Raw genomic sequence first — 17,314 nt, forward strand, 5'->3', positions numbered from 1 at the left:
ACCTGGCATAACTCTTCCAAGCACCTCAGATCGACCTCGAAAGGACCTGACATGACCTCTGCACCTCTGTCCGTGGCCGTGATCGGCGCCGGCATGGCCGGCAAGACCCACGCCAACGCCTGGCGCCAGGCCGGGACCGTCTACGACCTGGGCCTGCCGCCGGTGCGGCTCGCCGCCATCGCCGACGCCCACCTGCCCTTCGCCGAGGACGCCGCCGCCCGCTACGGCTACGAGAAGGCCGTCGGGGATTGGCGCGACGTCGCCGAGGACGACTCGATCGACATCGTCTCGATCGTGGTCGGCAACGCGCTGCACCGCGAGATCGCCGAGGCCATGGCCGCCGCCGGCAAGCACGTGCTGTGCGAGAAGCCACTGGCCGGCACGCTCGAGGACGCCGAGGCGATGGCAGCCCTCGAGCAGAAGCACCCCGATCTGGTGCTCGCGACCGGATACACCTTCCGCCGCAACGCCGGCGTCGCCATGCTCGCGAAGCTCGCCGCCGAGGGGGCGCTCGGCCAGATCGCGCACCTCGACGGTCGCTACTGGTGCGACTACGGGGCCGACGAGAATGCGCCCATGGCCTGGCGGTACAAGGGGCCGATGGGCTCCGGCGCGCTCGGCGACGTCGGCTCCCACCTGGTCGATTCCGCCGAGCTGATCCTCGGCCCGGTGGTCGAGGTCTCCGGCGCGCAGCTCGTGCGGACCATCCCCGAGCGCCCTGTCGCCAGCGGAGCGGTCGCCGGTGGCCGCGGGGTCTCCGCCTCGGCGGATTCCCCGAAGGAGCCCGTGGAGAACGACGACGTCGCCACCTTCACCGCCCGCTTCGCCTCCGGGGCCGCCGGCACCTTCTCCGTCTCCCGCGTGGCCCACGGCCTGCCCAACTACAAAGCACTCACCGTGCTCGGCACCGGGGGAACCGCGAGCTGGTCCCTGGACCGCACCGGGGAGATCCAGATCGCCGACGCCTCCTCGCCCGCGGGGCTGGGCGGAATGCGCCAGGTCCTCGTGAACCCGGAGTTCCCCTACTTCGGGAACGGCTCCTCGATGGCCTTCGGCGGCGTCGGCCTGAACCAGATCGAGCAGTTCACCTACCAGGCACACGCCTTCCTGCAGCAGGTCGCCGGAGTGACCGGGGGCGCCCTGCCGCCGTGCGCGAGCTTCGCCGACGGCTACCGCCAGATGCGCGTGCTGGACGCCGTGGCCCGCTCGGCCGACGGCGGCGGCGCCGCGATCGAGATCTCCTGATCCGTCGGCCCGTCGGCCCGTCGGCCCGTCGGCCCGTCGGCCTGATCCCACCTCGACTCGTTTCCCGAGAGGAGACCCCCATGACGTTCACCTACGGTGCCTACACCGCCTGCCTGCAGGACCGCACCCTTCCCGAGGCCCTTGAGGTACTGCGCGGGATGGGGCTGACCGGAGCCGAGGTCAATACCGGCGGCTTCATCCCTTCCCCGCACGCCCCGGTCGACGCACTCCTGGCCAGCGAGCGCGCCCGACGCGACTACTTGCAGGTCTTCGCCGACGCCGATATGCAGCTCACGGGCCTGACGGCCTCGGGCAACCCGCTCTCGCCGTTGCCCACCGAGGGCCTCGGCCACGCCCATGACCTGCGCCGCACCATCGAGCTCGCCGGTCTGCTGGGCGTGCGCGACGTGGTGGCGATGTCGGGCACCCCGGGCACCGATCCGGGTGCCCGCTACCCGGCGTGGATCGTGAACCCCTGGAACGGCATCGACCTGGAGATCCTCGAGTACCAGTGGTCCGTCGCGGTGCCGTTCTGGAAGGAGATCGACGCCCTCGCCAGGGAGCGGGACGTGCAGGTCGCCCTCGAGATGCACCCGCGAAACCTCGTGTTCTCCCCGCCCAGCTTCGAGCGCTTCGTCGAGCTGGTGGAGCCCACGAACATCGGCGTGAACCTCGATCCCTCGCACCTGTTCTGGCAGCAGATGGAGCCGATCGACTGCATCGAGCGCCTGGGCTCGCACATCACCCACGTGCACGCGAAGGACACCGCGGTGCTGCCCGGTGCGGCCACCCGCGGTGTGCTGGATACCGACTTCGGTCCGGTTCCCGAGGATCCCGCGCAGCGCACCCCGACGGGGATGGGCCACTACTGCGCGACCTGGCCGGAGGATCCGGCCTGGCGTTTCGTCGCGATCGGGGAGGGCCACGACGTCGACTACTGGGCTCGATTCCTCGCGGCGCTTGCCGCTGTGGATCCCGATCTCGCCGTGAACATCGAGCATGAGGACGCCGCCTTCGATCGAGTCGAGGGCATCGCCCGCGGCGCCGAGACCCTCCTGGCCGCCGCCGCGAACTCCGGCGCCTGACGCGACCCCCGCCCGCCGGGCCGGCCCGTGCGTTTGGCGCCGGATGGTGCGTGACCTCGACGTATTAGCTATGGGCTCCGGCCCGGACAAGGAACAGAGCATGCCTCTCGTACGCATCACCCAGCAGGACGTCCGCACCCCCGAGCAGTCCCAGCAACTGGCGGACATCGTCCAGAGCGTCATGCTCGAGCTGTTCTCGGCCCCGCCCAGGGACCGCTACCAGATCGTGGAGACCCTCCCCGTCGGCTCGATCCTCGCCGAGGACACCGGGCTGGGGATCGAGCGCAGCGAAGGCGTGGTGATCATCCACGTCACCCAGCGGGGGCGCAGCACCGAGCAGAAGCAGGCGGTGTACGCCGCGCTCGCCGAGCGCCTCGCGGCCGCGGATCTCGTGCGCCCGGAGGACCTCATCGTCTCGGTGGTGCACAACGATCGCGAGGACTGGTCCTTCGGTCATGGACGGGCGCAGTTCCTCACCGGGGAGCTCTGAGGAAAGGGCCGACGGGGCCGACGGAGTGCGCGAGCGCCGGTCCGGCCCCGGCTCCCGAGCGAGTTCTGCACCCGGAGGACCGATCCCGTCGGCCGCATCGGTCGTGGCGCCACAAAACCCCGTTCGGGGCCGGCGGGCCCGACCAGGACGGGCCGGCCGGGCCGGGCCACACCGGCTCGACCGGGCCGGGCCACACCGGCTCGACCGGACCGGGACACACCGGCTCGGCCGGGCCACACCGGGCCCGCTGAGCCGGGCTGGGCCGGACCCGCCGAGGTCGGCGCCGCTCGTGCGGCACAGCCGCTGGCGGGCTCCCGTGGCAGCCTCCCGAACATGTCCGGGTTCATGTCTGGACAAATGAACAATGCAATGGCACGATAGGACAAGCGAGCGGTACGACCCGGCGAATCACCCCTGGTCACCGCCCAGATTTCAACGCAGAGAGGCCCTGAGATCATGGCAGCACCCGACCTCGACATCATCACCTTCGGTCGCAGCGGTGTCGACATCTATCCCTTGGAGATCGCCAAAGGACTGGAGGACATCAACAGCTTCGGCAAGTTCCTCGGCGGCAGCCCCACCAACGTCGCCGTCGCGGCGGCCCGGCTCGGGCACACCCCGGCCGTGATCACCGGCGTGGGCAACGATCCCTTCGGCCGCTACGTGGTCAAGGAGATGGAGCGCCTGGGCGTCTCCGGCCGCTTCGTCGTGCGCAACGACGAGCTGAACACCCCGATCACGTTGTGCGAGATCTTCCCGCCGGACGACTTCCCGCTGTACTTCTACCGCCGGCCCAGCGCCCCGGACCTGCAGGTCGCGCCCGAGCATCTGGACCTCGACGCGATCCGCAGCGTCCCGCTGTTCTGGTTCTCCGGCACCGGGCTCTCCGAGGAGCCGAGCCGCTCGGCCCACTTCGCGGCCCTCGAGGCCCGCGGACGCACCGCCCACACCGTCTTCGACCTCGACTACCGGCCCATGTTCTGGTCCTCCCCGGACGAGGCCCGCGAGCTCTACCGCGAGGCCCTCAAGCACACGACGGTCGCCGTCGGCAACAAGGAGGAGTGCGAGGTCGCCGTCGGCGAGACCGAACCCGAGCGCGCGGCCGATGCCCTGCTCGAGGCCGGTGTGGAGATCGCGATCGTCAAGCAGGGCCCCAAGGGCGTGCTCGGCAAGACCCGCGACGACCGCGTGGAGGTCGCCCCGAACCTCATCGAGGTCATCAACGGGCTCGGCGCCGGCGACAGCTTCGGCGGCTCCCTGGCCCATGGCCTGCTCGCCGGACAGGACCTCGAGACCATCCTGACCCGCTGCAACGCCGCGGGCGCGATCGTCACCAGCCGTCTGGAGTGCTCCACCGCGATGCCCACCGGCGAGGAGATCGACCTGCTGATCGGCGGCGGCGACCCCAACCACGGGCAGACGGTCGAGCAGATGCTCGGCGCGCTCCGCAATCGCGGTATCGACGCCCCCGCCACGGAGAAGACCGCATGAGCACCACCACGCAGACCACCGCCCAGTCCGCCTCTCAGTTCGTGAGCACGTACGACGAGGTCACGCGGGTTCGCCTGGAGGATCCGGGCCGGATCGCGCGGCTGGCGGCCTCCCGCAGCCGCCGCACCGTGGCGGATACCGACGGCACCATGATGGTGATCGCCGCGGACCATCCCGCCCGCGGCGCCCTCGGCGTGGGGAGCCGCCCGCAGGCGATGGCCAGCCGGCGCGAGCTGCTGGACCGGATGCGCGCGGCGCTCGCCGTGCCCGGCGTGGACGGTGTGCTCGGCACGGCAGACATCCTCGAGGACCTGCTGCTGCTCGGCGCGCTCGAGGACAAGATCGTGTTCGCCTCGATGAACCGCGGAGGGCTGCAGGGCAGCTCGTGGGAGATCGAGGACCGCTTCACCGCGTACGACGCCGCCGCCATCAAGCAGTCCGGCTTCGACGGCGGCAAGATGCTCACCCGCATCGACCTCGACGATGACCGCACCTCCTTCATCCTCGAAGCCAGCGCGCACGCCGTGACCGACCTGGCGCGGCACGAGCTGATCGCCATGGTCGAGCCGTTCATGTCGAGCCGCCCGGGCGGCGGGAAGGTCGTCAACGACCTCACTCCCGAGGGCGTCATCCGCTCCATCCATATCGCCCAGGGCCTGGGCGCGACCAGCGCCTACACCTGGCTGAAGTTGCCTGCGGTGAACGACATGGAGCGCGTCATGGACGCGACCACGCTGCCCACGCTGATCCTCGGCGGCGACCCGGCGAACGATGACCCGGACACCCTGCGCGCCACCTGGAAGCGGGCCCTGGACCGTCCCAACGTGCGCGGCCTCGTCGTGGGCCGCACCTTGCTGTACCCCGCCGACGACGACGTCACCGCCGCGGTGACCGCCTCCGTCGACATGCTCCGCTGACCGGCTTCTTCGAAGGGAGACCACCGATGTCCTCCACCTCCGACGCTCCGAACTCCTCCGACCTGCACCTGCCCGCGGGATCCACCGGCCGCGGCAACTACGAGACGATCATCGATCCCGGCGCCCGCGACGGCTGGGCCCACACCGGGCTGCGCGTGCTCGCGCTCGGCCCCGGGGAGAGCGAGATCTTCACGGCGAACAGCGTCGAGGCGATGATCGTGCCGCTGAACGGGGCCTGCGAGGTCTCCGTCGGCGGCGAGAACTACACGCTGCGCGGCCGCACCGACGTGTTCGCCTCCGCGACCGACGTGCTCTACGTGCCCGTCGGCTCCCTGCCCACCATCACCTCCGCAGGTGGCGGCCGCTTCGCCGTCGCCACGGCGGTCGCGACCGGCCCCCACCCGGTCGCGCTGATCCGCGCCGAGGACGTACCGGTGGAGATCCGCGGCGGCGGGAACATGACCCGGAAGGTGCGCAACTTCGGGGCCGTCGGCGCCTTCGACCACTGCGACAGCCTGATCGCCTGCGAGGTCATCACGCCGGGCGGGAACTGGTCCAGTTACCCCGCGCACAAGCACGACGAGACCACCGAGACCGAATCCGAGCTCGAGGAGATCTACTACTACGAGATCCAGGACGGTCCGAGCGGCCCCGGCTTCGGTTTCCACCAGACCACCTCGAGCGGCGAGGCGAAGCCCATCGACGTGCTCAGCGAGGTGCGCACGGGCGACGCCGTGCTGGTTCCCCACGGCTGGCACGGCCCCTGCGCGGCCGCCCCCGGGCACGACATGTACTACCTCAACGTCATGGCCGGTCCCGAGGCGGACCGCGCCTGGAACATCACCGACCACCCCGAGCAGACCTGGGTGCGCGGCACCTGGGCCGATGCCGGGATCGACCCCCGTCTCGAAGGAGAGCACCGATGAACGAGACCACCCTGCCCCGTGACATCCGCGTCGGCATCATCGGCGTCGGCCGTATGGGCGCCGACCACGTCGAACGGATCAGCCGCCGCATCAAGGGCGCTCGCATCAGCGTGATCAGCGACTACCTGCGCGAGACCGCCGAGAAGGTCGCCGCCACCGCGCCGGGCTCCCGCGTCGTGGACACCCCCGAGGAGGTCATCGCCGCGCAGGACGTCGACGCGATCCTCATCGCCAGCCCCGGTCAGTTCCACCGCGACCAGACCCTCGCCGCGATCGCCGCCGGCAAGCCGGTGCTGTGCGAGAAGCCGCTGGCCATGAACCCGCAGGACGCCTACGAGGTGGTGCGCGCGGAGGCCGCCTCGGGCAGCAACTACGTCTCGCTGGGCTTCATGCGCCGCTTCGACGCCGAGTACGCCGAGCTCAAGGACGCCCTGGACGCCGGCGAGCTGGGCACGCCCCTGCTGCTGAACTGCAAGCATCGCAACGCCACGGTGCTGCCCGGCTTCGACGACACGATGATGGTCTACGACTCGGCCGTCCACGAGATCGACGCGATCTCGTACTTCCTGCAGGAGCCGGTGGTCTCGGTGCAGACCGTCGTTCCCCGCAGCACCGAGCTCGCCCCCGAGGGCCTGCACGACCCGCTGCTGTTCGTGTTCCGCACCGAATCCGGCGTGGTCGTCACCGATGAGCTGTGGGTGAGCACGAACGCCGGTTACGAGGTGCGCACCGAGCTGGTCGGTTCGAAGGGCGCCTCGACCATCGGCCAGGGCATCGGCCGGGTCACCACCCAGCTCGAAGGTGGGCGCTGGGGCGGCGACGTGCCGCTGGATTTCCGGCCTCGCTTCATCGCCGCGTACGACGCCGAGGTCCAGGCCTGGATCAACGCCGTGGCCGACGGCAGCAACGTGGCTGCGCGCTCCGCGACCGCTTGGGACGGGTACGTGGGCGCCGCGATCTGCGAGGCGACGGAGCGCTCGCTCACCGCCGACGGGGATGTGCCGGTCACTCTGGAGGCGCGGCCGAGCTGAGCACAGCAGGACCGGACTCGGCGCCGAGCTGAGCTCTGGACGATCGGACTGATCGAGCGGCCGGCGGTCGCGCCGTATCCTGGCGCGGTCACGTCGGCCTGAACCGAGGAGGGTGCAGTGGACGTAGCCGAGGGGAATCGGGCGTTGAAGGTGGATCTGGTCGTGGACCGCGACCTCTCCATGCCGCTGTACCTGCAGCTGGCCAGCCAGATCGAGAAGGCCATCCAGGCCGGTGAGCTGCCTCCGGGCAGCCGCCTGGAGAACGAGCTCGATCTCGCGGGCCGGCTGAGGCTCTCACGGCCGACGGTGCGCCAGGGCATCCAGGAGCTCGTGGACAAGGGCATGCTGGTGCGCAAGCGCGGAGTGGGCACCCAGGTGGTGCAGGCGCCTGTGAACCGTCAGGTGGCGCTGACCTCGCTGTACGACGACCTGCGCAGCGCCGGGAAGGCTCCGCGCACGGAGATCATCGAGTACCGCATCGGGCGCCCCTCCTCCGAGGCGGTGGATCGCCTGCAGCTGGGATCCGGTGAGCAGGTGCTCGAGCTGCTGCGCGTGCGCTACGCCGACGACGAACCGCTCGCGGTCATGCGCAACACCCTGCCCGAGCGCATCGCCCCCTCCCGCGAGAGCCTCGCCAGCAACGGGCTGTACGCGTCCCTGCGCGAGGAGGGCGTGGTCTCCGTGCTCGCCCACGAACGCATCGGCGCCACAGTGGCCGACGAGGAGCATGCCGAGCTTCTCGATGAGGAGCAAGGTGCGGCCCTGCTGACCATGGAGCGCAAGTCCTTCGCGAACGACGGCAGCGTGGTCGAGTTCGGGTACCACGTCTATCGCGCGTCCCGGTACTCCTTCGAGGTCACCCTCGTCGACTCCTGAGCGGGTGCGCCGTCGGACCTCGGCCGCGCCGTCCGCCTCACCTCATGGGGCCAGCTTCCACAGCCCGCGGGACCGATGTCCGCGTCCGCACCGGTCCTGCGCGCCGTAGAGAGAGGAGGCGGAGCCTGACGGCTCAGCCCTTGGTGGCACCCGCGGTGAGTCCGCCGACGATGTACTTCTGGAGCACCATGTACAGCACCAGGATCGGGATCACGGCGATGAGGATCCCGGCCGCGAGCCCGGTGTAGTTGGTGGCGAACTGACCTTGGAAGTTCAGCAGGCCCAGCGGGATCGTCCGCCGGCTCTCGGAGCTCAGCAGCGACAGGGCCAGGAAGAGCTCGTTCCAGGTGGCCACACCGTCCAGGATCGCGACCGTCACCAGCGCCGGGACCGACAGCGGCACCACGATCCGGAAGAAGATCCGCACGTCGCCCGCACCGTCGATCCGCGCCGCCTCGAGCAGCTCGCCCGGGACCCGTCGGAAGAAGGATTGCAGGATCAGCACCTGCAGCGGGAGACCGAAGGCGATGTACGGCGGGATGATCCCGAGGATGCTGTCGGTCATCCCCACGCCCCGCAGCATGGTGAACAGCGGGACGATCGCGATGTAGATCGGAACCGTCATGCCGAGCACCACAGTGAACAGGATGACGTTCCGGAAGGGCATCACCAGTTTGGAGAGTGCGTAGGCGAGCAGCGAGGCCACGAACACTCCGAGGGGCACCTTCACCAGCAGCAGGATGGTGCTGTTGAGGTAGGCCGTGCCGAACTGCCCTGCCTCCCAGGCCTCCGGGAAGTTGGCCAGCGTGATCTCCTGCGGCCAGGAGACCGGGCCGTTGCTGAGGAAGTCGGACAGCGGTCGCAGCGCCGAGATGACCAGGAGGATCAAGGGCGAGATCCACAGCAGGGCGCCCACGGCGCTCCCGGCGGTCAGGGCGAACCCCTCGGCCCTCTTCCTGCGTCCTGAGGGGCGGGTGCGGGTGCCCGCGACGGAATCGGGGGCCGGGGGATGATGGGTGGTCCGGGCGGTCATGAGCTCTTCACCTGCGATCGGACGTAGGGGATTCCGGCGGCGACCGCGACGACAGTGATCACGACGGCGATCGCCGTGCCGTAGCCGGCGTTGAAGTACTGGAACACGTTCGCGTACATCCACGTGCCCATGACCTGCGTCGAGTAGCCGGGCCCGCCGTAGGTCATGGCGTAGACGAGGTCGAACACCTTGAACGACTCGATGAGGGACAGCGCCAGCACGATGTAGTGGGTGTCCCGCAGGCTGGGGAAGGTGATCCTCGTGAACTGCTTCCGGCGGTTCGCCCCGTCCATGGACGCCGCCTCGTACAGCTCGTCGGGGATCGACTGGAGCGCCGCCAGGTACAGGAGCATGGGGAAGCCGGTGCGCACCCAGACGGCCGGGATCATCACCGACCACAGGGCGGTGGAGTCCTGGCCGAGCCAACTCTGCTCGAGCCCGGACAGTCCGATCGTCCGCAGGACCGTGTTGATCGCTCCGTCGCTGGGGTCGTACAGCCATGCCCAGATCGACGCGATCGACACCAGGGGGAGCACCGCGGGCGCATAGAAGATCGTGCGGAAGATCGGCGAGGTGCGGCTCTTGCGGTTCAGCACCACGGCGAACAGCAGGCCCAGGGTCATGGGCAGCACGATCGTCACGATCGACCACAGGACGTTGTTCACCGCGGCGATGCCGACGACCTTGTCGTCGAACAGGGCGAGGTAGTTGTCGAGGCCGACGAAGTTCTGCTGATCGGACAGGCCGTCCCAGTCGGTGAGGCTGATCCAGAGCGCCTGCAGCGCCGGCCAGACCAGGAAGCCGAGGTAGAGCACGAGCGCTGGAGCGGCGAAGGCCAGGGGGAGGAGCCCCGGGCGTGCGCGTCCCGGTTGATCCGTGCGTCGGCGGGTGGAGCGGGCTGCGGTGCGGTCGAGGGTGTGGGCGCTCATCGCGTCTCCGTCCAGTCCGAAACGATCTGCTGCATGTCGCGAGCCGCCTGGGGCCCGTCCAGGGCCCCCTGCAGCACATCGCTCTGCACGGCGAAGTAGCTGTCGGCGACGGCTTTGGGGAAGGCCTGATCCTGGATCGTGTAGATCTCGCTCTGCTCGCGGATCTGCGCCCACTGGGCGCTGAGCGGGAACATCTCCGGATCAGGAGGGGCCTCGAGGGCGGCGGACTGGGTGTTCTGCAGGGATCGCTGAACGTCCGGCTGCACGAGGAAGTCGATCAGCGCCGCGGCATCGTCGGGGGCCCCGCAGGTCGAGGAGATCATCAGGCCCTCGATGAATCCCGAGTGGCGGACGGATTCGTGGCCCGTCGGCAGCAGAAAGGTGCCGAACTCCTCCCGCGGCTTCCCCGAGGGCACGATGTACTGCGATTCGATCCAGGGGCCGCTGATCGTGAACGCCGTGGTGCCCTGCACGAAGCTCTGCTCCGCATCGGCCGGTGCCACGCCGAGGGCGCCGTCGGTGATCCATCCTCGGTCGCTCCAGGCCCGGAAGAGGTCGAAGGACTCGACCACCGCCTGCTGGTCCCAGGACTCCTCGCCGCGCAGCAGCGCATCGTGCAGATCGGGCCCGGCGCACACCTCGAGCAGGTACTCGTACAGCCGCATGATGTGCCAGCCGTACTTCCCGCCGAACCCACCGGGGGTGACCCCGGAGGCGAGGATCAGCTCGTTGGCCGTCTCGAGCTCGTCGTAGGTGCTCGGGATCGTGGCGCCGGCCTCCTCGAAGACGCGTGCGTTGCACCAGGCACCGAGTGAGGCGACGTTGAGGGGGACCCCGTGGCGGGCGCCGTGGAAGGTCATGCCGTCGATGCCGGAGGTGCTCAGGGCGGAGTCCCACCCGTAGGTCCCGTAGTACTCCTCGAGGTCCTGCGTCAGATCCGCGTCGACGAAGGGCTGCCCGATCTGGCCGCCCCAGATCTGCCAGACGTCGGGGGCGTTGCCGCCGAGGATCCGGGTACGCAGCTTGTCGGGGAACTGCGCTGCACCGGAGCCGGGGACGGTGTCCACGGTGGTGGAGATGCCGGAGTCCGTCTCGAGCTGGGCCAGCTGCTCACGCAGGAGGGTGGCCGCGTCGATGTCCTCGTAGTTGAGCAGGGTCAGTCCGTCGGCGCCGGAGCTGGTGGCGATCCCGGTGGCGCACGAGGAGAGCGCGGCGAGGGCCGGGGCGGCGACGGCAGCGGTCAGGACGCCGCGACGGGTGGGCGACGGGTCGTCGCCGACGCCCCATCGGGTGGTGGGGGACATGGCGATCAGCTCCGGGTCCCGGCGAACCGGCGGAGCTTCGCGAAGAAGTCCTCGAGCAGGTAGCGCCCGTCGTACAGCTCGCACACCCGCACGGGCGCGCCCGTGCCCGGCAGGAGGCCGCCCTCGGGGCTGAAGGTGGGTGCGGGGACCGTGCGGAACAGACCGCCGCCCGGGTTCAGCATGAGGCCGATCGCCGGGGAGTCGCCGAGCGCGCGGTGCTCGATCGGGTCGCGATGCCACGTCGCGTTCCACTCCGTGAGCTGGCGGACGAGGTAGTCGCCGAGATCGCCGCAGGGCGCGACCTTCTCCTCGAGCTCGGCGTACCCGACCGAGGTCATGACGTAGGCGGTGCGCGGGACCTGCCAGATCCTGATTCCGGACCGGAACACGACGTTGGCCGAGGGCACGTCGTTGTGGAGGTTGAACTCCGGCCGTTCGCCGGGCTCATGGCCCCCGTAGCCGGGCCCGCCGATCCAGATCACGGTGGTGTCGGTCGCGGCGATGCTCGGGTCCAGGAGCAGGGCGGTCGCCATGTCGGTGAGGGGTCCGAGGAAGGCGATCTGGAGGGGCCCTTCGCCGGTGCGGTGGGCCTCCTCGATGATCAGCTGCGCGCCGGGGGAGTCTGCCGGAGCGGTCTCGTCGGTCAGCGGGACCGCTGAACCGTTCTCGACGCGCGTCTGCGTCATCCCCAGATGGGTCAGGAGCAGGTCGATCTCGTCGCGGCTGTCGAGCATGCTCGTGTCGGATCGGACGGTGCCGAAGTGCGCGGCGATGAGTCCGCGCACGTCGAGCGTCTCGGAGAGGAGAGCGTGGACGATGGCGAACTGGTCGTCGGCCTCGTTCTTGGCATCGGTGTTGATCAGGATCCGGCGGGTCCTGGGGGCGGTGCTCGTCATGGATCGTTCCTCCGTCGTCGGGTGGCGTGACGGCGAGGATCCGGCTCCCCGCGGTGCGGGGAGATCCGGCTCGTCGTCGAACGCGGATCGGGGTGGGGCGCCGGCCGGCCGCACGGTTGCGCGGCCGGCTCTGTCGGTCAGGGGGTCGACAGCCAGGCGTCGAGCTCCTGCAGTTTGAGGAACATGTCCTCGAACATCAGGCGGGTGTCCACCTGGGTGTAGACGCGCATGGGGCGCGCGTCCGGTCGTGCGGTGTACGAGCCGTCGTCCTCGAGCGCCGGGGTCGGTCGCACGAGGTGGCGGCTGGACGAGGTGTCGGCCTCGAAGTGGGAGCGCAGCGCCGTGAGGAGCACCAGCGGGGAGTCGCCGAGGGCGTAGGTCTCCGGTGCGCCGGGACCGGGGCGGTCTGCGTGGGTGATGACGGCCGTCTCGTCGTAGAGGTAGCGGCCGACGGGGCCGGTCGCCGCGACCCGTCGGCGCAGCTCGGCGTCGGAGACGAGGCACTGCCGGTACACGTCACGGGGGACCTGCCAGAGCACGAGCTCGGAGTCGGTGAAGACGACCTGCGCGGCACGCACGTCGATGAGCAGGTTGTACTCGATCGGCATCGCGTCGGGCGGGGGGAGGGCGAGGTCGTCGTGCTCGTTCCCGCCGATCCAGACCACGGTCAGCCGCTCGGAGATCCTCGGCTCCGTGAGCACGGCGGAGGCGAGATCGGTGAGCCCGCCGCCGGCGACGTAGTACAGCGGGGTGTCCGTATCGGTCCGCAGCGCTTCGGTGATGATCGCGTCGACCGCGGGGGACGGCTGCGGGGTGGCGCGATCGCCGAGCGGGAGGTTCGAGCCCTCGACGATGACCTCGGTGGAGGTGAGGCCGATCCGGGCGAACACGTCGTGGACGATCGCGACGGCCTGGGTCGCGGAGTCGGCGCCGGGATAGAACCCGTCGCCCTCGCGCAGGTGCGAGCCGATGACTGCCCGGATCTCGACGCCGGGGGAGAGCAGGTGGTGGATCAGTTGGTAGAGGTCGTCCGGATCGCCGGCGAAGTCGTTGTCGATGATCACGCGGGCTGCCGCGGCACCGGGAGAGGGCAGGTCCTGCCAGGGGCTCTCGCCGAGCGACCAGCTGCGGGAGACGGACGAGCGGTGCTCGTCGGTGGGGATGCGCGTCATGGACGTCCTCGTCATGTGCGGGGTGACGACGCCGGAGTCGTCAACCGGTTGACCAAAATGGGTTAACGATCACAGACAGTAACATGTGATCGGTAACTTGCCTAGGGGTCGGCGATCGACTCCGAAGGATTCGCCCCCGAAGGGAGCCCCGTGACGATTTCCCGCACCGGCAGCAGGCCGAGCATGGCCGATGTCGGACGGGCGGCCGGGGTGTCCGCGCAGACGGTCTCCCGCTACTTCTCCGGAGTCGGCTACGTCGGAGGGTCGACCCGCGAGAGGATCGCCGCCGCGGTCGCCGAGCTCGGCTACCGCCCGAACCGTGCTGCCGGCAGCTTGCGCGCACGGCACACCGGGATCATCGGGGTCCTGACGGTCGGGGAGCTCGTCCACGGCAGCGCGCAGATCCTGACCGGTCTCAGCCAGGCCGCCCGCCGGCTCGAGCAGACCCTGATGATCGCGCAGGTCGAGCTCGGGTACGAGGCAGAGGGATGGCAGGGTGAGGTGCGCCGGGCGGTGGACCACTTCCTCTCGGCACCGGTGGACGGGATCGTGGTCTCGACGTCGATCTCCGGGGTCGACGAGGCCCTCGACGCGGCGCGGGCGCATGTGCCCGTCGTGAACCTTTCGGAGCGCCCTCGGGTGCTCGACGGATCGGTCGGCACTCACTCCTTCACGGCCGGATACGAGGGCACCGGGTATCTGATCGGTCAGGGGCACACGGCGGTCATCCATCTCGCGGGCCCCGCGACGCGCCATGAGGCGATCGAGCGCGAGCGCGGATATCGGGAGGCGATGCGCGAATTCGGTCTCGAGGCGCTGGTCGTGGGTGAGGCGCGCGACTGGTCCTCGGCAACGGGCTTCGCGGCGGCTCAGCAGGTCGATGTCGACCGGTTCACGGGCGTCTTCGCCTCCAACGATGAGATCGCCCTCGGATTCCTGAGCGCCATGGAGCGCCGCGGGCGGAAGGCGCCGACGGACTTCTCGATCGTCGGCGTCGACGACATGCCCGCCGCCGCGTACTTCTCGCCGCCGTTGACCACGATGCGCCTCGACTTCCAAGGGGTCGGGCGAACAACCTTGCAGACGGTGTACGAGATGATCCGCACCGGCGAGAGCACTGCGCGACGCGTCATCGAACCTGAGCTGAGGATTCGGGAATCGGTGGCGGCCCCACGGGATCGGACCCGCTGAGCGACGCGCCCACGTACGGTCGCGAGGTGCTGAGGGAGGGTCGCTCAGCCCCGTTCGGAGGTCGAGATCTCGAGCCGGGACCAGCCGAACGGTCCGAGCTCTGCTGACGCCCCTGCGGAGGCGCCCGCCCGCACGCCCACCGCGCGCGGATTCGCGGAGAGGTTCGCGAGGAGCACCTCGCAGTGGCCATCCCTGCGCGCCCCGATGGCACGGATCAGCCCGTCGGCGCTCGCGGCGGAGAGCAGCTCACCGCCCTGCAGCGCTGTGAGGGCGGCGAGCGCATCGCGCACCGGGAGGTCGGCGCCGTCGGGCGTGCGCAGTCCGCGCGGCCCCCACTCCTCGAAGTACGTCAGGGACGCGACGCCGGGGATCGCGAGGGCGGCGGCGCTCGCGATCGTCCAGGCGGCGAGCTCGGGGCTCGCCTGGCGCGGGTCCTCGCTGCCGGTGCGCTGGGCGCCGTATCCCTCCGCCAGGTCGGCGCGATGTGGTCGCGGGGGAGGCGAGGTCGCGACATTGTTGAAGCGGGGTCGCAGGGTCACCGGGCCGATGTGCACCGGCAGGCCGGAGGCTCGTCCCGAGAGGTCCTGGGCGATCAGCCGCTGCATGGCGACCGCCTCGATCAGCTGGTCCGTCTCGTCGGTGTGGAACAGCGGCGTGCTGGCGACGACGAGGCCGTCCATCTCGCTGTGCCCCACGCGGTCCCACTCCCGGTTCAGCTCGGTGAAGTGCGACCGTGCCCCGCCGACGATGGGCGCCGTCGCAGGCAGCGCGGTACGCAATGCCGTGACCAGGGCGGGCTCCGAGACGTGCGAGACGGCCGACGTGATGCCGACCCAGCGCAGGGGCACGCCGGCGGTGAGGGCGCCCGCAGCCTCGGAGAGGAGCGTCGGGTCCACCCGGTCCGGGCTGACGAGCATGACGGAGAGGTCCTCGGCCCCGAGCTGCGCGCGCCGGAGAGCCGCCGGCCACGCGGGATCCGTGAGGTCGATCTCGACGTGGCGGTGGGAGGTGATCGGGTCGGGGGCGGAGGGGCCGGGTGACGGGGCGGTGGACGCTCCGACCGCGATCAGCGGGAACGGACCCCCGGGCGTGAGCTCCAGCGCCGTCACCGCCGGGGTCGCGTCGGGCAGCAGGTCGTCCTGCGGCGCCGGGGCTCCTGCGGTGAGGACGACCCGCTGGAGGATCCGCTCCCCGGTGGCGAGGACGTACGGGAACGGTTCGTCCAGCGACCGGTTGTACGTCTTGTACGAGGCGTCGGACCAGTTGCGCTGATCCTCCATCTCGAACACATCGCCCTCGAGGCCCAGGTGGAACGCGGTGCCGTGATCGGCCCAGCTCAGAGAGACGATGTTCCGAGCCGGCTGATGGGGGCTGATGGCCATCGGGAACCGCATCGGCAGTTCGGTGCCATCCGTGCGGCCGACGGCGAGTTCCGATCCGGCCAGGCGCGGCGGATGCAGCACCACCAGACCGGTGCGGTTCGTGAGGCTGTCGCGATCGATGTCAGCCGTGAACGTCACCGTGAGCCGATCTCCCTCCACCTCCACTCTCACCGTGCCGGTCAGGGAGATGCCTCGCTGCGCGATCCGGATGCCGACCGTGAGGGAGGAGTCGGTGGCGTCGGCGGTCACCTCGTGGGGAGATGCGGTCTGCCAGTCGCGGTCGCGTGCCACCGCGCGCACCCCGCGCAGCACGATCTTGCCGTCGCAGCGGATGTCGGCGAGCTCGTCGGCTCGTCGGTCCAGCGACCAGCGACCGGACCGCCAGCGCTCGCCGGAGGGGACGGGCCTCCACGCCGGGGACGGGATCATAGCGAGGTCATGCCGCCGTCGACGGCGAACAGGGATCCGGTCGCGAAAGCACTGTCTTCGCTCGCGAGGAAGACCATGATCCCCTCGACGTCCTCTGCCTGTCCGGCCCGGCCCAGCGGGATGCGGCCCACGATCGCGGAGCGCTCGGTGGGATCATCGGAGATGGTGGTGACCAGCGGCGTCTCGGTGTAGGCGGGAACGACGGTGTTCACGCGGATGCCGTCGGCGGCATAGGCGGCGGCGACGGTGCGGGTGAGTCCGTGGATGCCCGCTTTGGTGGTCGAGTAGGCGGTGAAGTCATTCCCCTCGCCCCGCAGACCGGTGGGGCTGCCGGTGAGGATGATCGAGCCGCCCCCGGTGGCCAGCAGCGAGCGCACGGCGTGCTTCACGGTGAGGAAGGTGCCGGTCAGGTTCACGTCCACGGTGCGCTGCCACACCGCGAGATCCAGCTCGGCGATCTTCGCGTCCTGCCCGAACAGCTGCACGCCGGCGTTCGCGACCACGACATCCGGAGACCAGCCTGCCGTGCTCAGCTCGGCGAAGCCGGCCTCGACCGCGACCTCGTCGGAGATGTCGACGGTGAGTGCGCGGGCGGTGCCCTCGCCGGTCTCCGCGGTGATGGACTCGACCGCCTGCTGGGCGGCGGCGCCGTCGCGGTCGGCGATCACGACGCGGGCGCCCTCGCGGGCGAAGCGGGAGGCCACGGCGAAGCCGATGCCGGAGGCGGCTCCGGTGACCAGGGCCGTGCGGGAGGCGAGACGGGTCATGGGGTCATCCGTTCATCAAGGGCGGAGCTGCTCTGCTTCGTGGCACGGGCATGGCGTCGGGGCAGATGCCCGGACGACGACGGCTCGTGACTGACCCAGTCTGCACAACCGGTTGACCAATTTCAAGGAGGGTGCCCTCGACGACGGGGC

At 70.3% G+C, this 17,314-nt stretch carries 16 protein-coding genes; 9 read left to right on the forward strand and 7 right to left on the reverse strand.

Annotation, left to right across the window (positions count from 1 at the left end):
- Positions 1-51 precede the first annotated feature (51 nt).
- The 8 genes from INT51_RS11745 to INT51_RS11780 all read left to right on the forward strand — a co-directional run bounded on the left by INT51_RS11745 (position 52) and on the right by INT51_RS11780 (position 8,061).
- Entirely contained in the window at positions 52-1,245 is a 1,194-nt protein-coding gene (locus INT51_RS11745; RefSeq protein WP_193105496.1) for a Gfo/Idh/MocA family protein, read from the forward strand.
- Positions 1,246-1,325: 80 nt separating this feature from the next.
- A complete protein-coding gene (locus tag INT51_RS11750; RefSeq protein WP_193105497.1) occupies positions 1,326-2,330 on the forward strand; it encodes a sugar phosphate isomerase/epimerase in 1,005 nt (334 codons plus the stop codon).
- Between the two features lie 100 nt (positions 2,331-2,430).
- A complete protein-coding gene (locus INT51_RS11755; RefSeq protein ID WP_193105498.1) occupies positions 2,431-2,820 on the forward strand; it encodes a tautomerase family protein in 390 nt (129 codons plus the stop codon).
- A 456-nt stretch (positions 2,821-3,276) separates the two neighbouring features.
- Positions 3,277-4,311 carry a 5-dehydro-2-deoxygluconokinase gene (gene iolC / locus INT51_RS11760; RefSeq protein WP_193105499.1) on the forward strand — a complete coding sequence of 345 codons (1,035 nt, stop codon included), beginning with the start codon at positions 3,277-3,279 and terminating at the stop codon, positions 4,309-4,311.
- On the forward strand, positions 4,308-5,228 hold the full coding sequence (locus tag INT51_RS11765; protein WP_193105500.1) for a deoxyribose-phosphate aldolase: 921 nt from the start codon (positions 4,308-4,310) through the stop codon (positions 5,226-5,228). Before iolC ends, INT51_RS11765 begins: the two co-directional genes overlap by 4 nt.
- A 26-nt stretch (positions 5,229-5,254) precedes the next feature.
- Positions 5,255-6,154 (forward strand): 5-deoxy-glucuronate isomerase, encoded by a 900-nt coding sequence (iolB, locus tag INT51_RS11770; RefSeq protein ID WP_193105501.1) that lies wholly within the window; start codon positions 5,255-5,257, stop codon positions 6,152-6,154.
- Positions 6,151-7,185: a Gfo/Idh/MocA family protein gene (locus INT51_RS11775; RefSeq protein ID WP_193105502.1), complete on the forward strand. Its 1,035-nt coding sequence runs from the start codon at positions 6,151-6,153 to the stop codon at positions 7,183-7,185. The genes iolB and INT51_RS11775 overlap by 4 nt, the downstream gene beginning before the upstream one ends.
- 117 nt (positions 7,186-7,302) lie before the next feature.
- A complete protein-coding gene (locus tag INT51_RS11780; RefSeq protein WP_370540802.1) occupies positions 7,303-8,061 on the forward strand; it encodes a GntR family transcriptional regulator in 759 nt (252 codons plus the stop codon).
- A gap of 133 nt (positions 8,062-8,194) precedes the next feature.
- On the opposite strand, the gene INT51_RS11785 is transcribed toward INT51_RS11780, so the two are convergent.
- From INT51_RS11785 to INT51_RS11805, 5 genes are all read right to left on the reverse strand, one after another.
- Positions 8,195-9,094, reverse strand: coding sequence for a carbohydrate ABC transporter permease (locus INT51_RS11785; protein WP_193105503.1), 900 nt, complete (start codon positions 9,092-9,094; stop codon positions 8,195-8,197).
- On the reverse strand, positions 9,091-10,023 hold the full coding sequence (locus tag INT51_RS11790; protein WP_193105504.1) for a carbohydrate ABC transporter permease: 933 nt from the start codon (positions 10,021-10,023) through the stop codon (positions 9,091-9,093). Before INT51_RS11790 ends, INT51_RS11785 begins: the two co-directional genes overlap by 4 nt.
- Positions 10,020-11,327, reverse strand: a complete 1,308-nt coding sequence (locus tag INT51_RS11795) for an ABC transporter substrate-binding protein (protein WP_193105505.1) — start codon at positions 11,325-11,327, stop codon at positions 10,020-10,022. Before INT51_RS11795 ends, INT51_RS11790 begins: the two co-directional genes overlap by 4 nt.
- Positions 11,328-11,332: 5 nt before the next feature.
- Entirely contained in the window at positions 11,333-12,223 is an 891-nt protein-coding gene (locus INT51_RS11800) for a nucleoside hydrolase (protein ID WP_193105506.1), read from the reverse strand.
- A gap of 137 nt (positions 12,224-12,360) precedes the next feature.
- Positions 12,361-13,395: a nucleoside hydrolase gene (locus tag INT51_RS11805; RefSeq protein ID WP_193105507.1), complete on the reverse strand. Its 1,035-nt coding sequence runs from the start codon at positions 13,393-13,395 to the stop codon at positions 12,361-12,363.
- 150 nt (positions 13,396-13,545) lie between these two features.
- Between INT51_RS11805 and INT51_RS11810 the strand changes: the two genes are divergently transcribed.
- Positions 13,546-14,586 (forward strand): LacI family DNA-binding transcriptional regulator, encoded by a 1,041-nt coding sequence (locus tag INT51_RS11810; RefSeq protein ID WP_193105508.1) that lies wholly within the window; start codon positions 13,546-13,548, stop codon positions 14,584-14,586.
- Between the two features lie 44 nt (positions 14,587-14,630).
- On the opposite strand, the gene INT51_RS11815 is transcribed toward INT51_RS11810, so the two are convergent.
- Both INT51_RS11815 and INT51_RS11820 read right to left on the reverse strand, forming a co-directional pair.
- Entirely contained in the window at positions 14,631-16,397 is a 1,767-nt protein-coding gene (locus INT51_RS11815; RefSeq protein ID WP_193105509.1) for a hypothetical protein, read from the reverse strand.
- A complete protein-coding gene (locus INT51_RS11820; RefSeq protein WP_193105510.1) occupies positions 16,394-17,164 on the reverse strand; it encodes an SDR family NAD(P)-dependent oxidoreductase in 771 nt (256 codons plus the stop codon). Before INT51_RS11820 ends, INT51_RS11815 begins: the two co-directional genes overlap by 4 nt.
- Positions 17,165-17,314: the final 150 nt, after the last annotated feature.

The organism is Brachybacterium sp. FME24 (assembly GCF_014897705.1).
Lineage (GTDB): Bacteria > Actinomycetota > Actinomycetes > Actinomycetales > Dermabacteraceae > Brachybacterium.

Coding starts and splice junctions, on each gene's coding strand:
- iolB (WP_193105501.1), top strand. CDS start 5,255: ATGTCCTCCACCTCCGACGCTCCGAACTCCTCCGACCTGCACCTGCCC.
- INT51_RS11755 (WP_193105498.1), top strand. CDS start 2,431: ATGCCTCTCGTACGCATCACCCAGCAGGACGTCCGCACCCCCGAGCAG.
- INT51_RS11800 (WP_193105506.1), bottom strand. CDS start 12,223: ATGACGAGCACCGCCCCCAGGACCCGCCGGATCCTGATCAACACCGAT.
- INT51_RS11750 (WP_193105497.1), top strand. CDS start 1,326: ATGACGTTCACCTACGGTGCCTACACCGCCTGCCTGCAGGACCGCACC.
- INT51_RS11815 (WP_193105509.1), bottom strand. CDS start 16,397: ATGATCCCGTCCCCGGCGTGGAGGCCCGTCCCCTCCGGCGAGCGCTGG.
- INT51_RS11785 (WP_193105503.1), bottom strand. CDS start 9,094: ATGACCGCCCGGACCACCCATCATCCCCCGGCCCCCGATTCCGTCGCG.
- INT51_RS11805 (WP_193105507.1), bottom strand. CDS start 13,395: ATGACGCGCATCCCCACCGACGAGCACCGCTCGTCCGTCTCCCGCAGC.
- iolC (WP_193105499.1), top strand. CDS start 3,277: ATGGCAGCACCCGACCTCGACATCATCACCTTCGGTCGCAGCGGTGTC.
- INT51_RS11795 (WP_193105505.1), bottom strand. CDS start 11,327: ATGTCCCCCACCACCCGATGGGGCGTCGGCGACGACCCGTCGCCCACC.
- INT51_RS11790 (WP_193105504.1), bottom strand. CDS start 10,023: ATGAGCGCCCACACCCTCGACCGCACCGCAGCCCGCTCCACCCGCCGA.
- INT51_RS11745 (WP_193105496.1), top strand. CDS start 52: ATGACCTCTGCACCTCTGTCCGTGGCCGTGATCGGCGCCGGCATGGCC.
- INT51_RS11820 (WP_193105510.1), bottom strand. CDS start 17,164: ATGACCCGTCTCGCCTCCCGCACGGCCCTGGTCACCGGAGCCGCCTCC.
- INT51_RS11775 (WP_193105502.1), top strand. CDS start 6,151: ATGAACGAGACCACCCTGCCCCGTGACATCCGCGTCGGCATCATCGGC.
- INT51_RS11765 (WP_193105500.1), top strand. CDS start 4,308: ATGAGCACCACCACGCAGACCACCGCCCAGTCCGCCTCTCAGTTCGTG.